Annotated in this window: 18 protein-coding genes; 3 read left to right on the top strand and 15 right to left on the bottom strand. The window is 63.8% G+C overall.

Going from position 1 to position 21,802, the window contains the following annotated elements:
- Positions 1–39 precede the first annotated feature (39 nt).
- From pgk to gap, 3 genes are read right to left on the bottom strand one after another with little or no spacing between them, the layout of a single operon-like run.
- Positions 40–1,239: a phosphoglycerate kinase gene (gene pgk / locus R3C13_RS06815; protein WP_371310067.1), complete on the bottom strand. Its 1,200-nt coding sequence runs from the start codon at positions 1,237–1,239 to the stop codon at positions 40–42.
- The gene (locus tag R3C13_RS06810) at positions 1,239–1,877 is read right to left on the bottom strand and encodes a class I SAM-dependent methyltransferase (RefSeq protein WP_371310066.1); all 639 of its coding nucleotides are present in this window, start codon (positions 1,875–1,877) and stop codon (positions 1,239–1,241) included. The genes pgk and R3C13_RS06810 overlap by 1 nt, the downstream gene beginning before the upstream one ends.
- A 25-nt stretch (positions 1,878–1,902) precedes the next feature.
- Entirely contained in the window at positions 1,903–2,910 is a 1,008-nt protein-coding gene (gene gap, locus R3C13_RS06805) for a type I glyceraldehyde-3-phosphate dehydrogenase (RefSeq protein ID WP_371310065.1), read from the bottom strand.
- A 177-nt stretch (positions 2,911–3,087) separates the two neighbouring features.
- Between gap and R3C13_RS06800 the strand changes: the two genes are divergently transcribed.
- Positions 3,088–4,098, top strand: a complete 1,011-nt coding sequence (locus R3C13_RS06800; RefSeq protein ID WP_371310064.1) for a DMT family transporter — start codon at positions 3,088–3,090, stop codon at positions 4,096–4,098.
- Between the two features lie 16 nt (positions 4,099–4,114).
- On the opposite strand, the gene R3C13_RS06795 is transcribed toward R3C13_RS06800, so the two are convergent.
- From R3C13_RS06795 to R3C13_RS06785, 3 genes are all read right to left on the bottom strand, one after another.
- Positions 4,115–5,515, bottom strand: coding sequence for a protein adenylyltransferase SelO family protein (locus R3C13_RS06795; protein WP_371310063.1), 1,401 nt, complete (start codon positions 5,513–5,515; stop codon positions 4,115–4,117).
- 91 nt (positions 5,516–5,606) lie between these two features.
- Positions 5,607–7,934, bottom strand: coding sequence for a TonB-dependent receptor (locus tag R3C13_RS06790; RefSeq protein WP_371310062.1), 2,328 nt, complete (start codon positions 7,932–7,934; stop codon positions 5,607–5,609).
- 185 nt (positions 7,935–8,119) lie between these two features.
- Positions 8,120–9,076 (bottom strand): alpha/beta hydrolase, encoded by a 957-nt coding sequence (locus tag R3C13_RS06785; RefSeq protein ID WP_371310061.1) that lies wholly within the window; start codon positions 9,074–9,076, stop codon positions 8,120–8,122.
- On the opposite strand from R3C13_RS06785, the gene R3C13_RS06780 reads away from it, so the two are divergent.
- On the top strand, positions 9,045–9,788 hold the full coding sequence (locus tag R3C13_RS06780) for a 2-hydroxychromene-2-carboxylate isomerase (RefSeq protein ID WP_371310060.1): 744 nt from the start codon (positions 9,045–9,047) through the stop codon (positions 9,786–9,788). The two genes, R3C13_RS06785 and R3C13_RS06780, sit on opposite strands and share 32 nt — an antisense overlap.
- On the opposite strand, the gene R3C13_RS06775 is transcribed toward R3C13_RS06780, so the two are convergent.
- The 7 genes from R3C13_RS06775 to R3C13_RS06745 form a co-directional block, all read right to left on the bottom strand.
- Complete coding sequence (locus tag R3C13_RS06775; RefSeq protein WP_371310059.1) at positions 9,785–11,641, bottom strand: AMP-binding protein; 1,857 nt, start codon at positions 11,639–11,641, stop codon at positions 9,785–9,787. The two genes, R3C13_RS06780 and R3C13_RS06775, sit on opposite strands and share 4 nt — an antisense overlap.
- A 103-nt stretch (positions 11,642–11,744) precedes the next feature.
- A complete protein-coding gene (glmM, locus tag R3C13_RS06770; protein WP_371310058.1) occupies positions 11,745–13,085 on the bottom strand; it encodes a phosphoglucosamine mutase in 1,341 nt (446 codons plus the stop codon).
- A gap of 54 nt (positions 13,086–13,139) precedes the next feature.
- A complete protein-coding gene (locus tag R3C13_RS06765; RefSeq protein ID WP_371310057.1) occupies positions 13,140–14,558 on the bottom strand; it encodes an MBOAT family protein in 1,419 nt (472 codons plus the stop codon).
- Positions 14,555–15,628, bottom strand: a complete 1,074-nt coding sequence (locus R3C13_RS06760; protein ID WP_371310056.1) for a hypothetical protein — start codon at positions 15,626–15,628, stop codon at positions 14,555–14,557. Before R3C13_RS06760 ends, R3C13_RS06765 begins: the two co-directional genes overlap by 4 nt.
- Positions 15,629–15,753: 125 nt before the next feature.
- Complete coding sequence (gene cysQ / locus R3C13_RS06755) at positions 15,754–16,542, bottom strand: 3'(2'),5'-bisphosphate nucleotidase CysQ (protein ID WP_371310055.1); 789 nt, start codon at positions 16,540–16,542, stop codon at positions 15,754–15,756.
- Between the two features lie 9 nt (positions 16,543–16,551).
- Entirely contained in the window at positions 16,552–17,427 is an 876-nt protein-coding gene (locus tag R3C13_RS06750) for an FKBP-type peptidyl-prolyl cis-trans isomerase (RefSeq protein ID WP_371310054.1), read from the bottom strand.
- A gap of 86 nt (positions 17,428–17,513) precedes the next feature.
- Positions 17,514–18,740 carry a threonine ammonia-lyase gene (locus tag R3C13_RS06745; RefSeq protein WP_371310053.1) on the bottom strand — a complete coding sequence of 409 codons (1,227 nt, stop codon included), beginning with the start codon at positions 18,738–18,740 and terminating at the stop codon, positions 17,514–17,516.
- Between the two features lie 237 nt (positions 18,741–18,977).
- Between R3C13_RS06745 and R3C13_RS06740 the strand changes: the two genes are divergently transcribed.
- Positions 18,978–19,406 (top strand): pentapeptide repeat-containing protein, encoded by a 429-nt coding sequence (locus tag R3C13_RS06740; RefSeq protein ID WP_371310052.1) that lies wholly within the window; start codon positions 18,978–18,980, stop codon positions 19,404–19,406.
- 5 nt (positions 19,407–19,411) lie between these two features.
- On the opposite strand, the gene R3C13_RS06735 is transcribed toward R3C13_RS06740, so the two are convergent.
- On the bottom strand, positions 19,412–20,455 hold the full coding sequence (locus R3C13_RS06735; protein ID WP_371310051.1) for an SO2930 family diheme c-type cytochrome: 1,044 nt from the start codon (positions 20,453–20,455) through the stop codon (positions 19,412–19,414).
- On the bottom strand, positions 20,452–21,702 hold the full coding sequence (locus tag R3C13_RS06730; protein ID WP_371310050.1) for a parallel beta-helix domain-containing protein: 1,251 nt from the start codon (positions 21,700–21,702) through the stop codon (positions 20,452–20,454). Before R3C13_RS06730 ends, R3C13_RS06735 begins: the two co-directional genes overlap by 4 nt.
- Between the last annotated feature and the right edge of the window lie 100 nt (positions 21,703–21,802).

Raw genomic sequence — 21,802 nt, 5'->3', positions numbered from 1 at the left:
GCTGAGGATGGGGGCCCCGGTCCAGTGTGCCGAAAAGGGTCAGGCCTTGAGCGCTTCGACGCCCGGCAAGGCCTTGCCTTCCATCCATTCGAGGAAGGCGCCGCCTGCGGTCGAGACGAAAGTGAAATCGTCTGCGACTCCGGCATGATTGAGCGCGGCAACCGTGTCGCCGCCACCGGCAACGGCGATCAGTTCGCCTTCTTTCGCCCGGAGCGCAGCGGCTTGAGCGGCGGCCACTGTCGCCTTGTCGAACGGTGTCAGTTCGAACGCACCAAGCGGCCCGTTCCAGACGAGCGTCTTCGCCCGGCCCATGGCCGCGACGAGATGCATCACCGTCATCATGCCGGCATCCAGAATCATTTCTTCAGCGGCCACTTCGTCGGGCCAGCATGCGCGGTTTGCAGCGTTCGCCTTGAACTCTTTGGCGACGACGACGTCGCGCGGCAGCAGGATTTCGCAACCGCTTGCCTCGGCATTCGCCAGGATCTCGCGGGCCGTATCGGCAAGGTCATGCTCACAAAGCGACTTGCCGACATCGACGCCCTGAGCGGCCAGGAAGGTGTTGGCCATGCCGCCGCCGATGGCCAGCATGTCCACCTTGGCGACGAGATTTTTCAACAGGTCAATCTTGGAGGAGACCTTAGCGCCGCCGACGACGGCAAGCACCGGACGCTCCGGCTTGCCGAGCGCTCTGTCGAGGGCATCGAGTTCCATCTCCATCGACTTACCGGCATAGGCCGGGATGAGGCGCGCAATGCCCTCGGTCGAGGCATGGGCGCGGTGGGCGGCGGAGAACGCATCATTGACATAGAGATCGCCGAGCGCGGCCATGCTGGCAGCGAGGTCCGGATCGTTCTTTTCCTCGCCGGCCTCGAACCGGGTGTTTTCCATCAGGATCACATCGCGCGGTGAGCGGCTGGCGAGAAAGGCCTTCGCCTTGGGACCGAAGCCGCAATTCTCGGCAAAATGCACCGGCGCACCGAGGACAGAAGAAAATGCCGTCGCCACAGGCTTCAGGCTCATTTCCTCGACGATCTTGCCTTTTGGCCGGCCGAAATGCGCGAGCAGCACGACTTTCGCCCCCTTCTCGCGCAGCGCATTAACGGTCGGCAGGGCCGAGCGCAGGCGGGTGTCGTCCGTGACCTTTCCATCCGCCATCGGAACATTGAAGTCGACGCGGACAATGGCGGTCTTGCCGGTCAGGTCACCGGCATCTTCGATACGGCGGAAGTCGGACATCACTTGGTCTCCGGTTTGCGGAACACGGCGCGCAGCAGCGCAGCCGGTCCGTGGTGGTAAGGGCCTTCAGTCAGGGTCTCGATGCCGGTCATCAGCGAGAGCTCTTCGGCACCGGCAAAATCAGCGCGGATGTCCGCAGGGTCGAACAGGAAGTCGACATTGTGCGGGCCGCCGGAATTATGGGATTTCTGGTAGTCGATCTGCGCTGGCAGGAAGCCTTCGAGAAACACATGGCCGCCGGGTTTGAGCGCGGCGAGGAATCTGCGATGCAGCACCGGGCGGAAGGATGACGGCATGTGCGCGAACATTGCGGCGATCACGTCGAAACTGCCCACCGGCCAGTCCCAAGTGCTGAGATCCGCTTCGAGACAGGTGACGGTGACGCCGTGCGCCGCGGCCAGCGCCTGCGTCTTCGCAAGGCCGGCAGCGGACATATCCACAGCTGTCACGGCGAGACCGCATTGGGCGAGGAACACGGCGTCCCGCCCTTCCCCGCAAGCCGGGACCAGCGCGCTTTGGCCGGGCTTCAGGAGATCACGAAACGCGAACAGAAGACGGCTTGCCCGGTCGCCATAGGCAAAGCCGTCTTCGCTGAAACGGGCGTTCCAAAAATCCTTCGGGATGCCCGGTACGCTCACGCGCCGATACCTCCGGTGGCTTGCCTCAGATCAGCTTCGCCATGGCGACAGCGGTGTCGCTCATGCGGGTCGAGAAGCCCCACTCATTATCGTACCAGGTCATGATCGAAACGAAGTTGCCGTCCATCACCTTGGTCTGGTCGAGGTGGAAGATCGACGAGCGCGGATCGTGGATGAAGTCGGAAGAGACGTTCGGCTGGTCGGTATAGCCGAGCACGCCTTTCATCGGGCCGTCGGCGGCGGCGATGATGGCGGCATTGATCTCTTCCGGCGTCGTCTTTTTCTTCGACACGAACTTCAGGTCGACCACCGAGACGTTCGGCGTCGGCACGCGGACCGAGATGCCGTCCAGCTTGCCGTTCAGTTCCGGCAGCACCAGGCCGACGGCCTTGGCAGCGCCGGTTGAGGTCGGGATCATCGAGAGCGACGCGGCGCGGGCCCGGTAAAGATCCTTGTGCATCTGGTCGAGCGAGGGCTGGTCGTTGGTGAAGGAGTGGATGGTGGTCATCATCCCCTTCTCGATGCCGACGAGGTCGTGCAGCACCTTGGCGACCGGCGAGAGGCAGTTCGTGGTGCAGGACGCGTTGGAGACGACCAAGTCGTCCTTGGTCAGCTTGTCGTGGTTGACGCCGTAAACGATGGTCTTGTCGGCGCCGGTGGCGGGCGCGGAGACGAGGACGCGCTTGGCGCCGGCTTCAAGGTGGGCCGAGGCCTTGGCCTTGTCGGCGAAGATGCCGGTGCATTCCATCGCGATGTCGATGTCCAACTCGCGGTGCGGCAGGTCTTTCGGGTCGCGGATCGCGGTGCAGAGGATCGGCTTGCCGTTGATGATGATCTTGTCGCCGTCGACCTTCACGTCTGCCGGGAAGCGGCCATGCACGGAATCGAAGCGCAGCAGGTGCGCATTGGTCTCGACAGGCCCGAGATCGTTGATGGCGGCAACCTCGATGTCCTTGCGGTCATTCTCGATGATGGAACGCAGGACAAGGCGGCCGATGCGGCCAAATCCGTTGATGGCGACACGAACGGTCATGGGGATTCTCCTCTGAGGGGATAAAAACCGGAAACTTTGCGGGCCCTTTACGACGCACCATGCCCCCCTGTCCACCCGGATACCATGCGGCAGGGCGCCATCCTGGTATCCGGGAACAGGGCAGCGGCAACGCGTGCGACCCTGCAGGGCCTGCTGCAAATCCCGTGCAAGATTTGCATGGACTTGGCCGTCTGCCCCGCCTATCCCGGCCGCTTCGACCGGGCAAACCGCCCCGGCCCCAGCCACAGGACAGGAATGAGCCAGCAAGTCGCCCCTACCGGCAGGCGGACCTCCAGCGACTGGGCCCTGTTCTGGCTGCTCAGCCTGATCTGGGCGGGCGCCTACCAGATGACGCGCCTCGCCGTGGACAAGGGGCATGAAGACCTTGGCCTGCCGGCCGCCTGGGTCATTGTGGGGCGCCTGACCATCGGCGCGGCGGTGCTTTGGGCAATCCTGCTGGCCATGGGCAAACGCCTGCCGCCGCTGAGCGATCGCCGGCGCTGGCGCACGATTGCGACGATGGGGCTGACCGGCTCGGTATTTCCCTTTTTCCTGATCACGACCGCGCAGGAGACCGTGAATTCCAGCCTTGCGGCGCTTTATACGGCTGCTTCCCCCCTCTTCGTGGCAAGCGCGGCGCATTTTCTGTTCCAGGACGAGAAACTGACACGCGGCTCGTCAGTCGGGGTCATGCTGGGCTTTGCAGGGGTCGCACTCCTGTTCGGGCCGGATGCGATCCGGGGCTTCGGCTCGGCAAGCACGCTGGCGCAGATCCTCCTGATCTTTGCGACGCTGTTCTATGCGATTTCCAGCCTGATCGCCCGCGGCGCGCCCCAGATGGACCCCTTTGTGTTTGCCACAGGCTTCGTCACCGTTGCCGCGGTCGCCTCCTGGCCGCTCGCTTTCACGGTGGACCCGGGAGAGGTCAACGCAAGCTGGAAGAACTGGATCGGCGTGATCGGCCTCGGCATCGGCCCGTCCGCCATCGCACAGGCGCTTTACATGCTGCTCATCGCGCGCACCTCAGCCACCTTCCTGTCGCTGACCGGCTATTCCATCCCGGTAATGGCGGCGGCGCTCGGCTTCGTCCTCTTCGGCGAGACGCAGACCTGGAACGCCATGCTGGCCTTCCTGATGATTCTCGGCGGGGTCTGGCTTGCCCGGCATGGGGGCGGCGCGAAGGCGTGAGTTCCCCGCGGAATAGTCAGCCCCAGCGCGCGAGGCGCAGGGCGTCGATGTCCGCGAGCTTTGCTTCATAGGCCGACCAGTCGTCGGCCTCTGCAATCGGCGCCCAGAGCGATTCGACCTCGTCGATCAACAGCGACGGCGCGTCCGGACGCTGGAAGATGCCTGCGTTCGCGCGCTCCGGACGCACGGGATCGCGGGCGAGAATGTCCGCCTTCACCGGCGCGAACGCATCGGCGGCGTAGAGATCTGCCAGCGGACCTGCCAGCGCGCGGGCTTCGCTCGCCGCCCCACCGAACCAGTCATGGAAGACCTGCGGCCAGCGGGCCTCGCTCTCGGTCATCCAGGCATAGAAGGACTGGAGGAAGGCCGTATCGGCCTCCGCCTCCCCTGTCGGGGAGATCCCGAGCAGGGCATGCGTGTGGTCGACGAAGGAGGCCCGATACGCCTCCTGATAGGGCGCGAGCGCGCCGGCGAGATCGTCAGCATCGGCAAGCAGAAGCAAGGCTGACGCGAGCTGCTGCAGTGACCAGGCGCCCTGCACCGGTTGGCGCCCGAACCGGTAGAGCCCGTTCTGATCGAAATAAGCGGCCGTGAAGTTCGGATCCGATACCGGCAGGAACCGCCATGGGCCAAAGTCGAAGGTCTCGCCGGTGATATTGAAATTGTCCGTATTCATCACGCCATGGACAAAGCCCGCTGCCATCCATTGGCCGAGCATCCGGCCCGTATTGCGCGTAGCGGCCTCCAGCAGGTTGCAGGCCTTCCGGCCTATCTCCGGATCATCCGCTTCCGGATAGAACTGCGCGACGCAGTAATCGACAAGACGCGCCATCGCGGCCTTGTCCTCGAAATAGGCGAGGCGCTGGAAGCTGCCGAAACGGATATGGCTGTGCGACAGGCGCGTCAGAACGGCCGACCGGGTCGGCGATGGCTCGTCATTGCGCCAGAGCTGTTCGCCGGTTTCGATGAGGCAGAACGGCTTTGATGTGTTGACCCCGAGCGCTTCGAGATAATTGGCCGCCAGCACTTCGCGCACGCCACCCTTCAGCGTCAGGCGCCCGTCGCCCTGCCGGCTCCACGGTGTCTGGCCGGAACCTTTCGTCCCGAGGTCGAGCAGCCGCCCTGCCCGGTCGCGCACCTGCGCAAACAGGAAGCCGCGCCCGTCTCCGAGGTCCGGATTGTAGACACCGAACTGGTGGCCATGGTAGCGCAGCGCCAGCGGTTGCGGCAGGTTGCCTTCAAGCGGCACGAAATGGCCGAAATGCTCCGCCTGCGCTTCGGGCGAAAAACCGCCGAGGCCCGTTTCCTCTGCCCACCGAGCATTCCAGTGGCGCAGGATCAATTGCGGGAAATCTGCCGGCTCGACCGGATCGGCCAGGAAGTCTTCAAGCGCGCGGATCGGGAGTGTTTCGGTCATGGCCTGTCTCACCATTTCGCTTCGCCGGCAGCAAGACAAAAAAGAAGGGCGGGCATTCCTGCCCGCCCTTCCCTGTCAGGATATGCCCGTCCTAGTGGCGGAGCGTCAGCTCGAAACCGAGCAGGCGGCCGGGCTGCAGCGGCGAGAAGGTGCCAGCAGCCGGATGCGGGTCATAAGGTGCGTTCACACCGTTCGAGAGGTTGACACCGCCCGGCGCGAAGGGGGCCAGCGTGCCGCCGAACGGCACCTGCGTATCGCCACCGGCGACGACTTCGTCGAGCAGGTTCTTGCCATAGACCGAGACCGAAAGGCCTTCGACCGGCGTGTTCCAGGTGAGGTTCGCATCCAACTGGTCAGCCGGGTTGATCCAGCCCCAGTTGTTGTCGGTGAAGGCGAACTTGTCACGGTGCTGGAAGTTCACGCGGGTGACGAGCGAGCCGTCGCGGCCCATGTCGAGGTCGTGGATGAAGCCGATGCCCCAGGTGGTTTCCGGCACGCGCGGCACGTCGAGCGCCAGGTCCGCACCGTTCACGACACCGTCAGACGAGATGTCGAACAGAACGTCCGTGTACTCCGCATCGATCACGCCGATATTTGCCGTCACCAGCAGGTTTTCCAGCACGGCGTAGCGGCCTTCAGCCTCGAAGCCCATGATGTCCGCATCCGCCGTGTTGATGATGGTCTGCGCCACACCGGAGGACGGAGACGACAGGTTCAGCTCGCGCTGCATGTCGGAGACCTGGTTGAAGAACACGGCCGCGTTCAGCTGGCCGCGGCCATCCGCCGTGTCATGCTTCATGCCGATTTCGTAGGAATCCACCGACTCTTCGTCGAAGGCGCGCGAACCCGTCGGCGGGAACAGCGCTTCGAAGGCAAGTGCGTTGGTGATGCGGAAGTTGTAGCCGCCGGACCGGACACCGTTGGTGTAGTGGCCGTAGACCTGGGTGGCGTCATTCCACTGGTACTGGAAGCCGATTTTCGGCGAGAAGTTCGACCAGTCGTCCTTGTCGGTGAAGCCGTTGGGCTCACCCGGCACAAAGGGATTGGTGCCGGAGGTCGGGCAGGTGCCGTCGACAACCGAGCAATGCGGACGCGGACGGACATAAGTGATGTCCACATCCTTTTCCTCATAGCCGTAGCGCATGCCGAAGATACCGGTCAGCTTCGGCGTAAACTCATAGTCCACCTGGCCGAACAGGCCGTAGACCGTGTGGTCCTGGGCACCGCCGCCATTGAATTCTGCGGCCGTAACCGTCGGCAGGGTGCGGCGCTCGGTATAGGCCACTTCCTGCTGGAACCAGAAGGCGCCGACGGTGACGTCCGCCTTGCCGAAGGAGCCCGCATAGCGCAGCTCGTTCGAGATCTGCTCCTGCGAAAGTTCCGTATCCGAATGGAACAGGTGGAGCGGCAGGGCATCGATGTCGGCATCGGTCACCGAGTCGATTTCACGATAGCCGAGGATGTTGGTGATCCGGCCATCGCCGAAAGCGACATCGATGTCGGTGCGCAGCGACGCAAAGGTCGTCTCGTTGTCGAGCACGCCCGGATTGTCGATCGCGATGTCGAAGCTGTCGCGGTCATAGACGCCGCGGTTCTGGCCGTTCGGGCCATCGGCGCGCGTCTTGAACTTCTCGGCCTTCGCCAGGATCGTCACATCGCTGTTCGGCTCGTATTTGAGCGCCGCGCGGATGATGCTGGTCTGGGATTCGCCGAGGTCGCTGCCGTCGAACTTGTTTTCGAAATAGCCATCGTCGGTGTTGTAGTAGCCGCCCAGTTTGCCGGTCAGCTTTTCGCTGAAGATCGGGCCGGAAACCGTGCCCTGAACGGTCGTGCTGGGGCCGCCGCGGCCGGAATCGATCGGCGTTTCCACCGACGTGCGAACCTTCCACTCAAACTCGTCGGTCGGGTTGCCGGTATTGATCAGCACCGCGCCGCCGGTCGTGTTGCGGCCGAACAGGATGCCCTGCGGGCCGCGCAGGATTTCCACGCTGTCCAGATCGAACAGGTCGAGCACCACGCCATTGTTAAGGCCGAGATAAACGCCATCGACGAACACGCCGACGGTCGGGTCGATCGACGGGATCGACGAGTTGATGCCAAGGCCGCGGATGGAGAAGTTCGCGGTGCCTTTTGCCGTGCCGATGTCGGACAGCGACACGTTCGGCGAAGAATAGGACAGGGATTCGAGGTCGCGCACGTTCAGGGCATCGAGCGTGTCGGAATTGAAGGCCGTGACCGCGACAGGCACGTCCTGCACGTTCTCGACGTCCTTCTTCTTGGTCGCCGTGACGGTGACGGTGCCGAGCACGCGGTCAACTGCCGATTCGCGCTCCGGTGCGGTATCTTCCTGGGCATAAGCGACGCCGGCGGTCAGGATGACCATGGCCGAAGCCGAACAGAGAAATCTGGATAGGTTCATTGATTGCTTTCCTCCACTTTTTGCTGCCTCACGCGGGCACGCGATTGGCTTTCGTTCTTGTGTGTGAAGGAAATATGGATCGTTCAGAGCTTATCCCAGACAAATTTCCACTGCCGGCACCGCTTTTTCCCGGCTGTAACATTTGCGCCACAAGACGGAGCCGATGAAACCCGTTACAGGCGAACTCAGATCGACCCGAGCGCCCGCCCGGTGACCTGGCCGGCGTCGCGGATCGCGGTCCGGATCGCCTCCGACAGGGCTGTCAGGTTCATGAAGCCATGCACCATGCCGGGATATTCGCGCACCGTGACCGGCACGCCGAAGCTCGCCATCTTGTCGGCATAGGCCAGCCCCTCATCGTGCAGCGGATCCCAGCCACAGAGAACGAAATGCGCGGGCGGCAGGCCGCGGAAGGCTTCCGGCGGCGAAAACAGCGGCGAGACGCGCAAATCCATCCGTTCGGCTTCTTCCCCGATATAGGAGTCGCGGAAGAATTCGAACAGATTGGCCGAAATGAAGAAGCCGCTCTCCTGCACCGGCATCTTCTTGGTACGGATGTCGGCGAACTGGACGAGCGGATAGAGTAGGAGCTGGAAGGCCGGCGCCGGCCCGCCGGTCCGGTTCATTTCCTGGGCAAGATAGGCCGAAAGATTGCCACCGGCACTGTCGCCGGACACGGCAAGCCGCTCGGCATCCATGCCGACCTTTGCGGCGTTTTCCTGGACCCAGCGCCAGACCGCCAGCGCATCGTCATGAGCGGCGGGGAATTTGTGTTCCGGCGCGAGGCGGTAATCGACTGACAAGACACGGCAGCGCGCACCTTCGGCAAGGCGCCGGCACAACATGTCATGGCTGTCGAGATCGCCGATCACGAACCCGCCGCCATGGAAGAAGAGGATGCCTGGGCCTGGCGCGATGCCGGCGCCGAGCGGCGTATAGAGCCGGGCCTTGCGCTGCCCTGCCCCGCCGGCGACCATAATATGGGACACGTCCGCCATTTCCGGCGCGTCTTTTTCTATGGCGCGGCTGGCGACATAGAACTGGTAGCGCAGCCGTTCCGCCGACCCCTTCCAGTCGAGCGGCTTCACTTCCGGCATCTGAAAGCGTTCCATGAACTGGCGGATGGTCTGGTCGAGGCTCATGGCCGTGAAGATGGAGACGAAATCGGGCCTTGTGAAGGCGTCTTGCAGCCGCCACAATGACGCAATGAAAACAGTGGACGTCTTCTGGTCATTCCGCTCGCCATATTCCTATCTGGCGACCAAACGCCTGCGGGCCATGCCCTCGAAATGGGAGGTGCGGGTGCGCCCGCGACCGGTCTATCCGATTGCGATTCGCACGCCGTCCTTCTTCGAGGAGGTTCGGCCGCAATGGGTGCCCTACCTGCTGCGCGACTTTGTGCGCAATGCCCAGTATCTCGGCCTGCCCATCGGCCCGCTGAACCCCGATCCCGTCGTCATGAACATGATGACGCGGGAGATTTCACCCGACCAGCCCTATATCGGCCGGCTGACCCGGCTTGGCATCCTCGCTTGCGAGAAGAGCGACGAGGATGGCTGGGCCTTCATGGACGAGGTTTCGACCCTGATCTGGTCCGGCGGCGCCTGGACCGAAGGCACGGCCCTGAAGGAGGCGGCCGCGCGCGCAGGCTTCGACCTCGATGAAATGGATGCCCGGCAGGAAGCGGAGAAGGACCGGCTGGAAGCGGTCATCGCCGAAAGCCAGGCCGCGCAGGATCCGCACCATTGGGGCGTGCCGCTGATGGTGTTCGAGGGCGAGGCCTTCTTCGGGCAGGACCGGATCGACCTGCTCGAATGGCGGCTCGGCCAGAGCGGCGTTGCGCAGCGCGGCTAGACCGACACCACCCCCTGCCCCGGCGGATCAGAGAAGAGGCGCTCGACCAGGTCCGCCCGGCGCGACTGGACGAGGCGCTGGTTGACATAGCCCTTGTCGGTGATTTCGCCGGCATCGATGCTCGGCGGTTCGGTCATGACGAGGAAGCGCTTGATGCGGCGCGATGAGCCGGGTTCGCTCCTGTTGAAGGCAATGGCTTTCTCCGTCAACTGATCGGTCAGCGCGCTGAGGGCTTTTCCGAGGTCGCCATGTTTTTCGACGAGGTGCTGCAGGCCCGCCTGTGACGGCCAGACCAGCGCGGCGGCGAAGTGCTTGTCCTGCCCGCAGACGACCGCATCGAAGACCAGCGGCGAACAGGCCGCCACATAATCCGGCCTGAGCGTTCCGACGCTGACCCATGTGCCGGAGGAAAGCTTGAAATCCTCGCCCACCCGGCCATCGAAGATGAGACCCTTGTTCGGGTCATTGACGTCGACAAATTTCACTGCGTCGCCGAGACAGTAATAGCCTTCCTCATCGAAGACTTCCGCATTCTTCTGCGGTTCGTTGACATAGCCCGGCATGACGGTCGGGCCCTTGACCCGCACTTCCAGCTTGTCGCCGTTCGGCACGAGTTTCAGCGTCAGGCCCGGCAGCGGCAGGCCGATCAGGCCCACCCGCTCGACCTCCCAATGCACCACGGTGATGCCCTGTGTTTCGGTTGCGCCATACATGGTGATGATCGGTATGCGCCGGCCGGTCGCCTTGATGGCGAGCGCCTGCAGGCGGTCATAGAGATCGTCCGACAGGGTCGCCCCGCCATAACCGATGGACCGCATATTCCTGAAGAAGGCATGGAGCAGCGTCTCATCCTCCTCCATCGCCTCGGCCAGCATGGCGAGCGCGATAGGCGCCGTGCCGAAGGTCGAGGGCGAACAGTCGCGCACATTGCGGATGGTCTCATGGAACAGGGCCGGTGTCGGCTTGCCGCCATCGATCCAGAAGGTCGCCCCGTTCCACAGCGCGCCGTTGAAGTTCACATTCGAGCCGGAGATGTGGTTCCACGGCAGCCAGTCGAGCACATTGTCCACCTGCTCCGGATCATATTCGGGATCCCGCGCATTGTCGCGCAGGCCTTCCTGTCCGGCGATCATGGAACACATGGCACCCTGCGTCGTCGGTACCGGTTTCGGCATGCCGGTGGAGCCGGACGTGAACAGGTATTTACCGACGCTGGCGTCCGTCAGTTTACTGAGCGCTTCGGCGACGGCCGAAGTCGGCTGGGTTTCAAGAAGCGAGGCAAAGCTGCGCACTGTATTGTCCCCGCCCGGATCAGCGGACACGATGGCACAGGCTTCCACCGGCAGGGCCGCGATGGCATTGCGGAAGGGTTCCAGCGTCTCGGCAAAGATTACTTTCGGCTTCACAGCATGGTAGCAATGCTTCAGCTTTTCATAATCGCTCGACATGGTGGAGTAAGGCACGGAGATCGGCGCAGCCGGCGCACCGATCTTTTGGGCCGCAAGGATTACCAGCGCCGATCTGATCGAATTTCCCGACAGGATCATGACCGGTGCGTCCGGCCCTGCCCCAAGGTCGAGGAACGCTTGCGCCAAGGCGTCGGTCAAGCGTTTGGCCTCACCATAGGTGACTGTCACCCACTCATCTGTCTGCGGATCGCGCTCGCGCAGGAAGGCCCGGTCAGGATGTTCGGCGGCTCGCGCGTCAAGGCAATGCGGAATGGTCCGGGGGCGGTCTCCCGGCGCCTGCTTCGGCGTGATGTAGAAGATGCCGCCGGGCGCAGCACGCATCTCCACGTCCGGCGCCTTCATCGGCAGCAGGCGGAATGGTGGTTGGGCCTGTCCTTCGGCCATCTGGTCTCTCCCTCGGGGCATTTTTTCTTGAGGGAAAGATAGCTCGGGAAACCGCAGCGTCCACGGGTACCCCTGGAAAAACCGGGTTTTGAAACCGGGGGTTTCAGGCTTCCGCTTTTACGGCATCCACGACCTGGCCCAGCGCCTTCAGCATCATGGCTTCGTCCAGCGCTTCGGCCATGACGCGGATCAGCGGCTCGGTTCCGGACTTGCGGACGACCAGGCGGCCCTTCTCACCCAGTTCCGCTTCGGCGCTGGCCATGACTGCCTTGACCCGGTCACTCTCAAGCGGGTTCGCGCCGGAATAGGTAATGTTGACCAGTTTCTGCGGCGCCGGCGTGAAGACCCGCGCAAGGGCCGAGGCTTTTTCTCCGCTGCGCGCCAGCACGCTCAGCACCTGCAACGCCGCGAGCAGGCCATCGCCGGTGGTCGAGACATCCGACAGGATGATGTGGCCGGACTGCTCCCCACCGAGATTGAATCCGTGTGCCCGCATATGTTCGCCGACATAGCGGTCGCCGACCTTCGTGCGCGCCAGGGTCAGCCCGAGCTCCTTCAGATATTCCGCAAGCCCCATATTCGACATGACCGTCGCCACCATGCCGCCGCCCTTGAGACGGCCGCCGCGGTGCAGGTCTCCGGCGATGAGACCCATGACCTGGTCGCCATCAACCTCATGGCCAAGTTCGTCCACCACGATCAGGCGGTCTGCGTCGCCATCGAAGGCGATGCCGATGTCGGCGGCCTTGTCGAGGACGGCCGCCTTCAGCGCGCCGGTCGCCGTGGAGCCAACGCCGGCATTGATATTCACGCCATCCGGCTTGTCGCCGACCACAGTGAGCTTCGCGCCGAGCCGCGTCAGGGCTTCTGGCGCGACGCGGAAGGCGGCACCATTGGCACAGTCGAGCACGATATTGAGTTTGGAAAAGTCTGCGCCCTTTCCGACGGTCTCGACGCATCGGCCGATATAGCGGCTGGCGGCGCCCTCCATGCTGCGCGGCACGCAGACGGCCTCCGGGACGGCGTAGGCACCCTCGAAGGCGTCAAACATGGCCGCTTCCAGCGTCTCTTCCACCGCGTCGGTGAACTTCACGCCGTCCGGGCTGAAGAGTTTGAGGCCATTGTCCTCATACTTGTTGTGGCTGGCCGTCACCATCACGCCGAAGGCCGCGCCGGTTTCCCGCGCAAGCAAGGCAACGGCCGGTGTCGGCACCACGCCGATGCGCACCGGCGTCAGCCCCATGCTGGCGAGGCCGGCGACGAGCGCCGCCTCGATCATTTCGCCGGAGCGGCGCGTGTCGCGCCCGATGATGACTTCCCGGCCGCCTTCAGGCGCAAAGGTGCGCGCCGCCGCAATGGCAAGGCGCAGCGCCGTTTCCGCTGTCATCGGCTTGCGGTTGATCCGGCCGCGGATGCCGTCCGTTCCGAAGAACTGTCGTGCCATGAGTGTCCCTCCGGCGTCTTGGTCGCAGAAAAGAAAAAGAAAATCGAGCCCTGTTCAGAACTGGAAGTAGACGAAGGGCCGTGCCTCCAGCGGATAAAGCGCCAGCAGGATCGCCGTCAAGGCACCGACCGCGCCCCAGTACACCAGCGGCTCGCGCAGGATGGGGGCCCGGCCGAGGCGCTTCACCGCCGGAAGGCCCAGCAGCGCGTCGAGCGCGATCAACACCGGCACCAGCCAGACCGTCCAGTGCAACCACCCTTCCCCGCCCTGCCGTAGGCCGGTGAAGGCGTACCAGATCTCCAGCGTGTCGCTGAAACTCTCGGCCCGGAAAGGCACCCAGGCGAGCAGGACGAACAGTTGCGTCAGGATGAGGCCCGGCAGAAAGCCGATCCGGTGGCCGGACTTGCTGTAGAGAGCCCGGTGAACTGCCAGCGCGGCACCATGCAGCGCGCCCCAGACCACAAAGGTCCACGCCGCACCGTGCCACAGGCCGCCAAGCAGCATGGTGGCCATGAGGTTGCGGTAGGTCTTCAGCTTGCCACCCCGGTTGCCGCCGAGGGGAATGTAGAGATAGTCACGCAACCAGCTGGACAGGGAGATGTGCCAGCGGCGCCAGAAGTCCGCGATGTCGGGACTCGCATAAGGATGGTCGAAGTTTTTCGGAATGAAAAAGCCGAACCAGCGCGCAACGCCGATCGCCATCAGCGAATAGCCGGCGAAGTCGAAATATATCTGCGCGGCAAAAGCGATGGTTGCGCCGATCAGTGCGCCATTCGACCAGCCGGAAATCTGCGCGTCGCCCGCCAAAAGCGCGTCGCCGTAAACGGGGTCCACCAGCGGGGCGAGATTGTCCGCGATGCCGGCCTTGTAGGCAAAGCCGAGCAGGAAGGCGCGCAGGCCGGCCGACAGGAGCTCGCCGGTCAGGCGCTTGTCGTATTCCATCTGGGGAAAGAAGCTCGCGGCTCGCACGATCGGACCTGCGACCAGCTGGGGGAAGAAGGCGATATAGAGCGCGACCCGCCTAAGGCGCGGCTCTGCCGGCAGGTCGTCACGTGCCGTGTCGACGATATAGCTGATCGCCTGGAAGACGTAGAAGCTGATTCCCACCGGCAGGATGATGTTCAGTACCGGGACGTTTGCCTTGAGACCGATCGCGCCGAGCAGTTCGGCAAAGCTCGCCGTGAAGAAGCCGGCATATTTGAAGATGCCGAGCACGGCGAGATTTCCGGCGATACCCGCAACCAGCCATGTGCGACGCGAGGGGGTCCGCTTTGCCGCCTGCAGGGCCGTCAGCCAGCTGAGGACAATGACAAGACCTATCAGGCCGAGGAAGCGCCAGTTCCACCAGCCATAGAAGATGGCCGAAGCAATCAGCAGCACGGTCAGCTGCGCTTCACGCCGCCCGCGCAACAGCCAGTAGGCCGCGAACGTAATCGCGAGGAAGGCAAAGAAGATGGGCTGGGTAAAGATCATTTCCCGCCCTCCAGAATGCCCGATGCAATCAGTTGCTCTGCCAGCCAGACTTCATAGACCTCTGCCCCACTGTCGAGCAGGTGGTCGCGGTCCAGCCATTCATTGCCGTCGAGGGACGCCAGCAATGCCGGGTCGAGCGGCGCGATGCAGGTGAAGGCGGCAAGTTCGTCATTGCAGAGCCCCCCGGCATAGGCGCGGGTTCCGGCTTCGATCACCGGCGGGAAATAATAGGCAACCTCGCGCACGCCTTCGGACATGAGGCGCGCCCGCTGCGCGTCACGAAAGGCGCGGGCCCAGGGCTTTACCGACGCGGCCTCAACCGTTGCCGCCAGTTCCTCCGCCCGCCAGGCCGGGTCGATCTCTTCGCGCGGCGTGTCGTTGCCTTCATAGGATTCTTTCGGCGCGATCGTGGCCAGCGTCTTGCCCTGGCTCACCAGGCCGACATTGAGGACATTGAGGCCCGCATGCATCCCCGTCAGGACAAGGTCGCGCACGCAGGCGGTCGTCCCGGCGCAGGCGCCTTCCAGCATGCCCTGCACGGCCCAGCGCGTGCCGGTCAGATCGAACTGATCGATGGCGCGCATGGAAAATTTCGAATTCTCGAAAATGAAGGCGGGGCGTTCGTCCGTAACCTGACCGATTTCGACAAAGACGATGTCAGGGGCGCGCGGTGTGGCGGCCATAAAGTCTTCGAGATGACGGTCGCGTTCGGCAAGTGACGCCGCTTCCAGGGACAGGTTGACGACGCGATGGGGGTAGCCCTTCTCCCGCAGCAAGCCTGTCAGACGCTGCTCGCTGATCGCGTTGCGTGAGAAGCTGGCGCCGGAAAACACGATGATCGGCGCAGCCTCTTCTGCCGAAACCTCGACCGCATGATTGACCACAGCGTCGAAATCCGTTGCCCGGCCGATGCCGAGGGCACCGGTCGCCACCCGGATCAGCAGTGCCATGACCATGAGGCCCGCGAGGAAAGCGAGGGCCGGCCCCATAAGCCCGCCCCGATGCGGCAGGCGCAGGAGGCCCGCCCCGGCCAGGGCAAGCCCTGCAAGGGCAATCAGAAGAAGCGACATGAACCCCACACCTCTGCCGGGACCAGTCGCCCCGCTGAAGGCAGAATTCTACACTACCAGACCTTGCACAATCCTTGGCGCCGACGGCGGAACCTACACAATCGTGTTATTTCGGCGGCCGGAATTCAGGCTGGCGTCACGTCGCCATAGACGATGAAATGCGGATTGTCATAGCCGCGCGCGCGCTTGCCATAGAGCAGCGGAGCGCCTTCTTCCGTCAGCACGCGGCCGCCGGCGGCCTCCACCACGGCCTGACCTGCCGCAGTATCCCATTCCATGGTACGGCCCATGCGGGGGTAAAGGTCGGCCTCCCCTGCTGCAATCAGGCAGAATTTGAGGGAAGAGCCCGCCCCGGTGAGGCCTGCGATAGGGAATTTCTCAAGGAACGCATCCGTTTCCGGAGTGCGGTGGGATTTCGAGGCAACGGCCGTCAGGCCCTCCTCCGGCGCCTTGCGGATTTGCATGGCGCGCCGCTCGGCCGGCACCTCTGCCCCTGGCGCGGCATCCGCCTGCCAGGCAGAATTGTGCGCTTCCGCCACGAACAGCCGGTCGAGCGCCGGGGCATAGACCACGCCCATGACCGGCCGGCCATGCTCGATAATGGCGATGTTCACCGTGAACTCGCCATTCTTGCTGATGAATTCCTTGGTGCCGTCCAGCGGATCGACCAGGGCGAAGCGAGCCCCATGCTCCGGCATGTGGCCCGCCGCCATGGATTCCTCAGCAATCACGACAAGGTCCGGATCGGCCGTCTTCAGCCCCGCCAGGATCAGCGCCTCGGCGCGTTCGTCGGCTTCGGTGACGGGCGACTCGTCTCCCTTTTTCGAGAAATCGAAATCGCCCTCATAGACCTCCATGATGACCTTGCCCGCATCGAGCGCGATGCGCGCCAGCTGGTCCGCCGTGATTGCCATATCGGAACCCTATTTCAGTACGTCGACCATCTCGACCTCGAACATGAGGTCTGCGTTCGGCGGGATCGGGCCGCCCGGCGTGCCGCGCGCGCCATAGCCGAGGTCAGCCGGGATGTAGAGCATCCAGCGGTCGCCCGGCTTCATCTTCTTCAGCGCCTCGACCCAACCGGGAATCAGCTGGTCGGAGGGGAAGATTTCCGGTGCGCCGCGCTGGAAGGCGCTGTCAAACATCTCGCCGGTCTCGGCGAGGCGGCCTTCATAATATACGACCACGTCCTGACCGCCGACCGGGCTTGCGCCGGCTGCGTCGCCGCTCGCCAGCACGACATATTGCAGGCCAGACGGCGTTTTCTGCACTTCCGGCAGGTCACTGTTCCACGGCGAATATTTCGCCCAGGCTTCAGTATCGGTGGATTTCGCTTCCATCAGGTCGACAAGGTCCACGAGGAAGACGAGGTCGTCGCCCGCCTTGATCACTGCGCCACGGTCACGATCGCCATAGGCCAGCGCATTCGGGATGTAGAACAGGAACTGGTCGCCTTCGTGCATCTTCTGCAGGCCGATGGTCCAGCCGGGGATCACCTGGTTGAGGCGGAACATGGCCGGTTGGCCGCGATCGAAAGAGGAATCGAACTTGTCCCCGCCGGCCGTGCGGCCCTCATAATGGACGCGGACAAGGTCGCTCGGCAGCGGGCTGGTCTTGCCTTCGCCCTTGCGCAGCACGATCCATTGCAGGCCACTTTCATCCGTCTGGACACCGCTTGCGTCAGCGTTCCATGGCAGGTGGGATTCAAAAACCTGATTCACGTCGACTGACTCCTTTTTGGCTGAACAGCCGGTGACAAGGCCAAGCGCTGCGAGCGCAGCAATGAAAGTGCGGATCATGTGGACTGCTCCGTCTGAGGGCTATGTGTGGCGAGGGTCTAAGCCCGTTTCGGGGCAGAGTCACCCGCCCCGAACACCGGCAAAGGTCAGGCCTGGCGCGGCGGATAGCCGGCCAGTGTGAGGGCCTCGATGACTTCCTGCGTATGCTGGCTGTCGCGGGTCTCGATCAGGATGTCGAACTCCGCGCCCTTGGCCGGCACGTCGAGGGCGATGCGGTTGTGCGCGACTTCCATGATGTTGGCGCCCTGGTCGCCGATGATCTTGGAGACGAGGGCCAGCAGGCCCGGCCGGTCGTCGCCGATGATGCGGATCCGCGCGAGGCGGTTCTCCCGCACCAGCGCCCGCGTCAGCACCGACGCCAGCAGGCGCGTATCGATATTGCCGCCGCACAGGACGAGACCCACCTTGTGGCCGCTGAACTTGGCCGGATGTGCCAGAAGTGCCGCAAGGCCGGCTGCGCCTGCGCCTTCGGCAATCGTCTTCTCGACTTCAGCGAAGAGGGTGATGGCGCGCTCAAGGTGCGCTTCTTCCACCAGCACGATGTCGTCGACCAGGCTGCGCACAATGTCGAGCGGCATGCGGCCGACTTCGCGGACGGCGATGCCCTCGGCAATTGTCGAGCCGCCGACATGCACCGGCTTACCGGTCAGTTCCTGCTTCATCGCCGGATACATGGCAGATTCGACACCGATGATCCGGATGTCCGGATTGATCCCCTTCGCAGCGACCGCCATGCCGGCGATCAGGCCGCCGCCGCCGATCGGCACGACCAGCGTGTCGAGGTCGGGATTGTCGGCCAGCATTTCGAGCGCGATGGTCCCCTGCCCGGCAATGATGTGCGGATCGTCGAAGGGGTGGATGAAGGTCAGCCCCTCGCGCTGCTGCACATTATAGGCTTCGGCCTTCGCCTCATCGAAATTCAGCCCGCTCAGCAGCACGCGGCAGCCATGCGACCGGGTCTGCTCGACCTTGGTGAACGGCGTCGTTTCCGGCATCACGATGGTGGCCGGAATGCCGAGCCGCCGGGCATGATAGGCAACGCCCTGGCTGTGATTGCCGGCAGACGCCGCAATCACACCAGCCGTTTTCTGCGGCACGGAAAGCGCCGAGAGCCGGTTCAGCGCGCCGCGCTCCTTGAAGGCGGCGGTGAATTGCTGGTTCTCGAACTTCACCCACACTTCGGCGCCGGTGATCGAGGACAGCGTCTTCGACAGATTGAGCGGTGTGCGTTCGACCTGGCCTGCAATGGTTGCAGCAGCCGCGCGCACATCGTCGAGGGTCACGGGAAGGCTGGTCTGCTGCGTGTCGGCCATTGTCGAAAGTCCTTGGGGCGAAAACGCGCGCACCCTATGCGCGGCGCACCATAAGGGCAAGCGATCACCCTCTGTTGCGACCTTGACGTGTGGTACGGGTCGGCTCTTGCTGAATTGCCTTTCCAAACAGAGATCCGGATGACCCAGCGGCTAGACTATACTGCCTCCTGCCAGCGGCTAAAGAGCCTTGGCCTCGCTGATTTTGACTCGCCACCGCCTTTGCCAGAACGGCGCCCCTTGTACGATGACCCTGAGCCGCTCGGCGTGCAGGTCTTCCGGACAGAGGTCAGCGCGGACCTTTCGGGCCTCACCCTCCCCCGCACCTTTTTCGGCCGATCACTCGTTACCAACGCCACCTTCCACGGCACAGACCTCAGCGAGTCCACGCTCTGCTGGAATGATTTTGAATCGGTAGACTTCAGCAATGCGAACCTGCACGGCTCTGACCTTCGCGCATCGCTCTATTCCGATGTTGATTTCAGTTGTACAGACTTGTCGGCCTGCGATCTGCGCCAGACGACCTTCACCAATTGCCGGTTCACTGGTGCAAACCTGATGGGGGCATTCCTCACCCTATCGCAATGGACAGCAGTTCCTCTTTCATGGGCACAGCGCAGGCAAGTCCGTTGGCATTTGACCAAAGGCCCGGAACCGGATGGCGGCTGAGTATCTTACTCCCCCTCCATGCCCGCGATCCACTGGTTGATCAGGTCGATGCCGACCGGGTCCGGCAGGGTGCGGCCGAGTTCGGGCATCGCGATGCCGGGCTCGGTGGAAGCCATGCGGTAGGCAAGGATGGATTGTTCCGGATGACCGGGCTCGATCACGACCAGCCGCCCGCCCGAGCCGCGACCTGCCGCCGTCGGGTGTTTCTTCAGGCCGAGCTTGACCGGGGACGTTTCCTCCAGCTGCAGCCAGAGGCCGGAATTGGAGGCCGAGCCGTCCGGCTTGTGGCAATGGCCGCAATTGATGTCGAGATAGCCGCGCGCGCGGGAATCGAGCGGCAGGGTCATGTCCGCGGCCGATGGCGTGGGCGCCAGATCGTCCGGCACGTGGTCCAGCAATCCGGCCGCCGCCCAGTCCGCCAATTGGTCGACGCCCGCCGGGCCTTCATGTGCCAGGTTGCGCAGTTTCGGCCCAATCGGCTCCACCGCATCGCCCGACTGGTGGCAGGTCTTGCACTGGTTCTTGTTGGGCACTTCATAGTGGATTTCCAGCGGCTCGCCCGCCGGGCTGACCGTGGAGATCGTCTGCCGCGCGCCGGTCGGCGCATAGGTCGCCTCCGTCCCGTCTGCATTCCACACATAAGGGTACGCCGCCCAGCCATCGGCCTTGCGGATCAGGACGCGCGTCTCGACCTTGAAGGCCCCCTCTTCCGGCGCGCGCATGTCGGGCGCGAAAGCGAAGGTCTTTATGAGGGCGGTGCCGACCGGGAAGACCGGCAGCCCGCCGCCGTCTGCCTTTGCCGTCTTGCCTTCGGGGACGAAAATGTAGCGGTGCTTGGCCGCATCGTCAGAGAACAGCGGATTGATCAGGTCATAGGCCCTCACCCGCTCAGCCGGGACGTCCGCCGCCGCGTCGGCAAAAAATCCGTAGTCGGAGAGGTGCTGCGCCGGTGCCTCGTCCAGGATGGCGGTAAGGTCCGGCCCGCCGGCCTTTCCTCCGCCACACGCGGCGACGAGCAAGACCGGCAGCAGTGCAAGGGCGTGCCTCATTCCGGTTGCGGATCCTGCGGCAGGACGATCGGTGACGGCTCGGTTTCCTTGCCGCCGGAAGGCCGCTCGAAGGACGGAGCGAGATTTGCCGGGTCGAGCGGGTATTCTCCAAGCCCGAGGCTGACAAAGCCGACGTCTTCCGCTTCATCGATGTCGATATTGAGTTCGACATCACCGCCCCCGCTCCAGCGCGTCACGCCATCGGTCACGATGGCCGGAAACTGGCCGCCAAGTGCCGCCGCAATCGGCGCGACGAAGCCCTGCGGATTGGCGAGCCCGCCCGTATAGGTATTGCCGCGCAGGGTGATGTCGCGTGGCAACGGATTGTAGCGCTCATCCTCGAACGGCAGGTTATAGGCCGTCAGGAACACGTGCACGGTGTCATTATCCTCGAATGTGTTGTCGAAGACGTAGACGTCCCGGTTCGCCATCACGATGAGGCCGGTGCCGGTCGGCACGCCGGCGACAATGTTGCCGACGGGCGCGAAGTTCGGCGTGTTGTTGTGCACGATCTGGTTGTCGAAGACGCGGGTGGAGTGCCCGCCGATGACCGGCAGGTCCGGCAGGTCGAAGATCAGGATGCCGCCGGCATTGTCGCGCGCGATATTTCCATGCACGTCGGCATTCGATGAATTTTCGATCTCGATGCCCGCGACGTTGAATTCCGCGATGGAATTGCGAACGATGATGTTCTTCGACTGGCCGACATAGATGCCGGCGTCCGAAGCGCCGCGCACGGTGACATTCTGCACCAGGACATCCTCGGATTCGACCGGATAGACGCCATAGGCCCCGTTGGTCGCCAGGGGGCCGCCCGTCCATTCGACGGTTAGATACTGATAGGTGATCCGGTCTGCGCCTTTCGACTTGATGCCGTCGCCCTTGGTGTCGCGGATGGAAAAATCGGTGAGCGTCACATCGTCGGATGTGACCAGCAGGCCCTCCCCTGCCCCGGTCTGGCCGGAGAAGTCGAGGATCGTCTTGTTCTGGCCCGCCCCGCTGAGGACCACGTCATCAACATCCAGCGACACGCCCGTGGTGAAGGCAAATGTGCCTTCCGGCATCAGGATCGTGTCGCCGGGCTTCGCCTCGATCAGGGCAAGCTGGAGACTGGCGGCAAAATCGCCTTCCGCGGAAACCTGCGTCACAGGCGCCTGCGCGGCGGCCTTTTCAGCCGGTGCCTTCTTGCTGCACGCCGCTGGCACGAGCACAGCCAGCATGGCGGATGCAATAATGATGGGTCTCATGCCCGATTCCTCCCCGGATCAAGTTGACGCGAGTGTCAACTTCCTGAGGCGCGATGGCAAGGGCGAGAATCAAAAACCCCGCCCGGCGATCTCTCGCGGG

The organism is Hyphomonas sp. (assembly GCF_041398385.1).
Taxonomy (GTDB): Bacteria; Pseudomonadota; Alphaproteobacteria; order Caulobacterales; family Hyphomonadaceae; genus Hyphomonas.
This window is presented reverse-complemented; position numbering and strand designations above follow the sequence as displayed.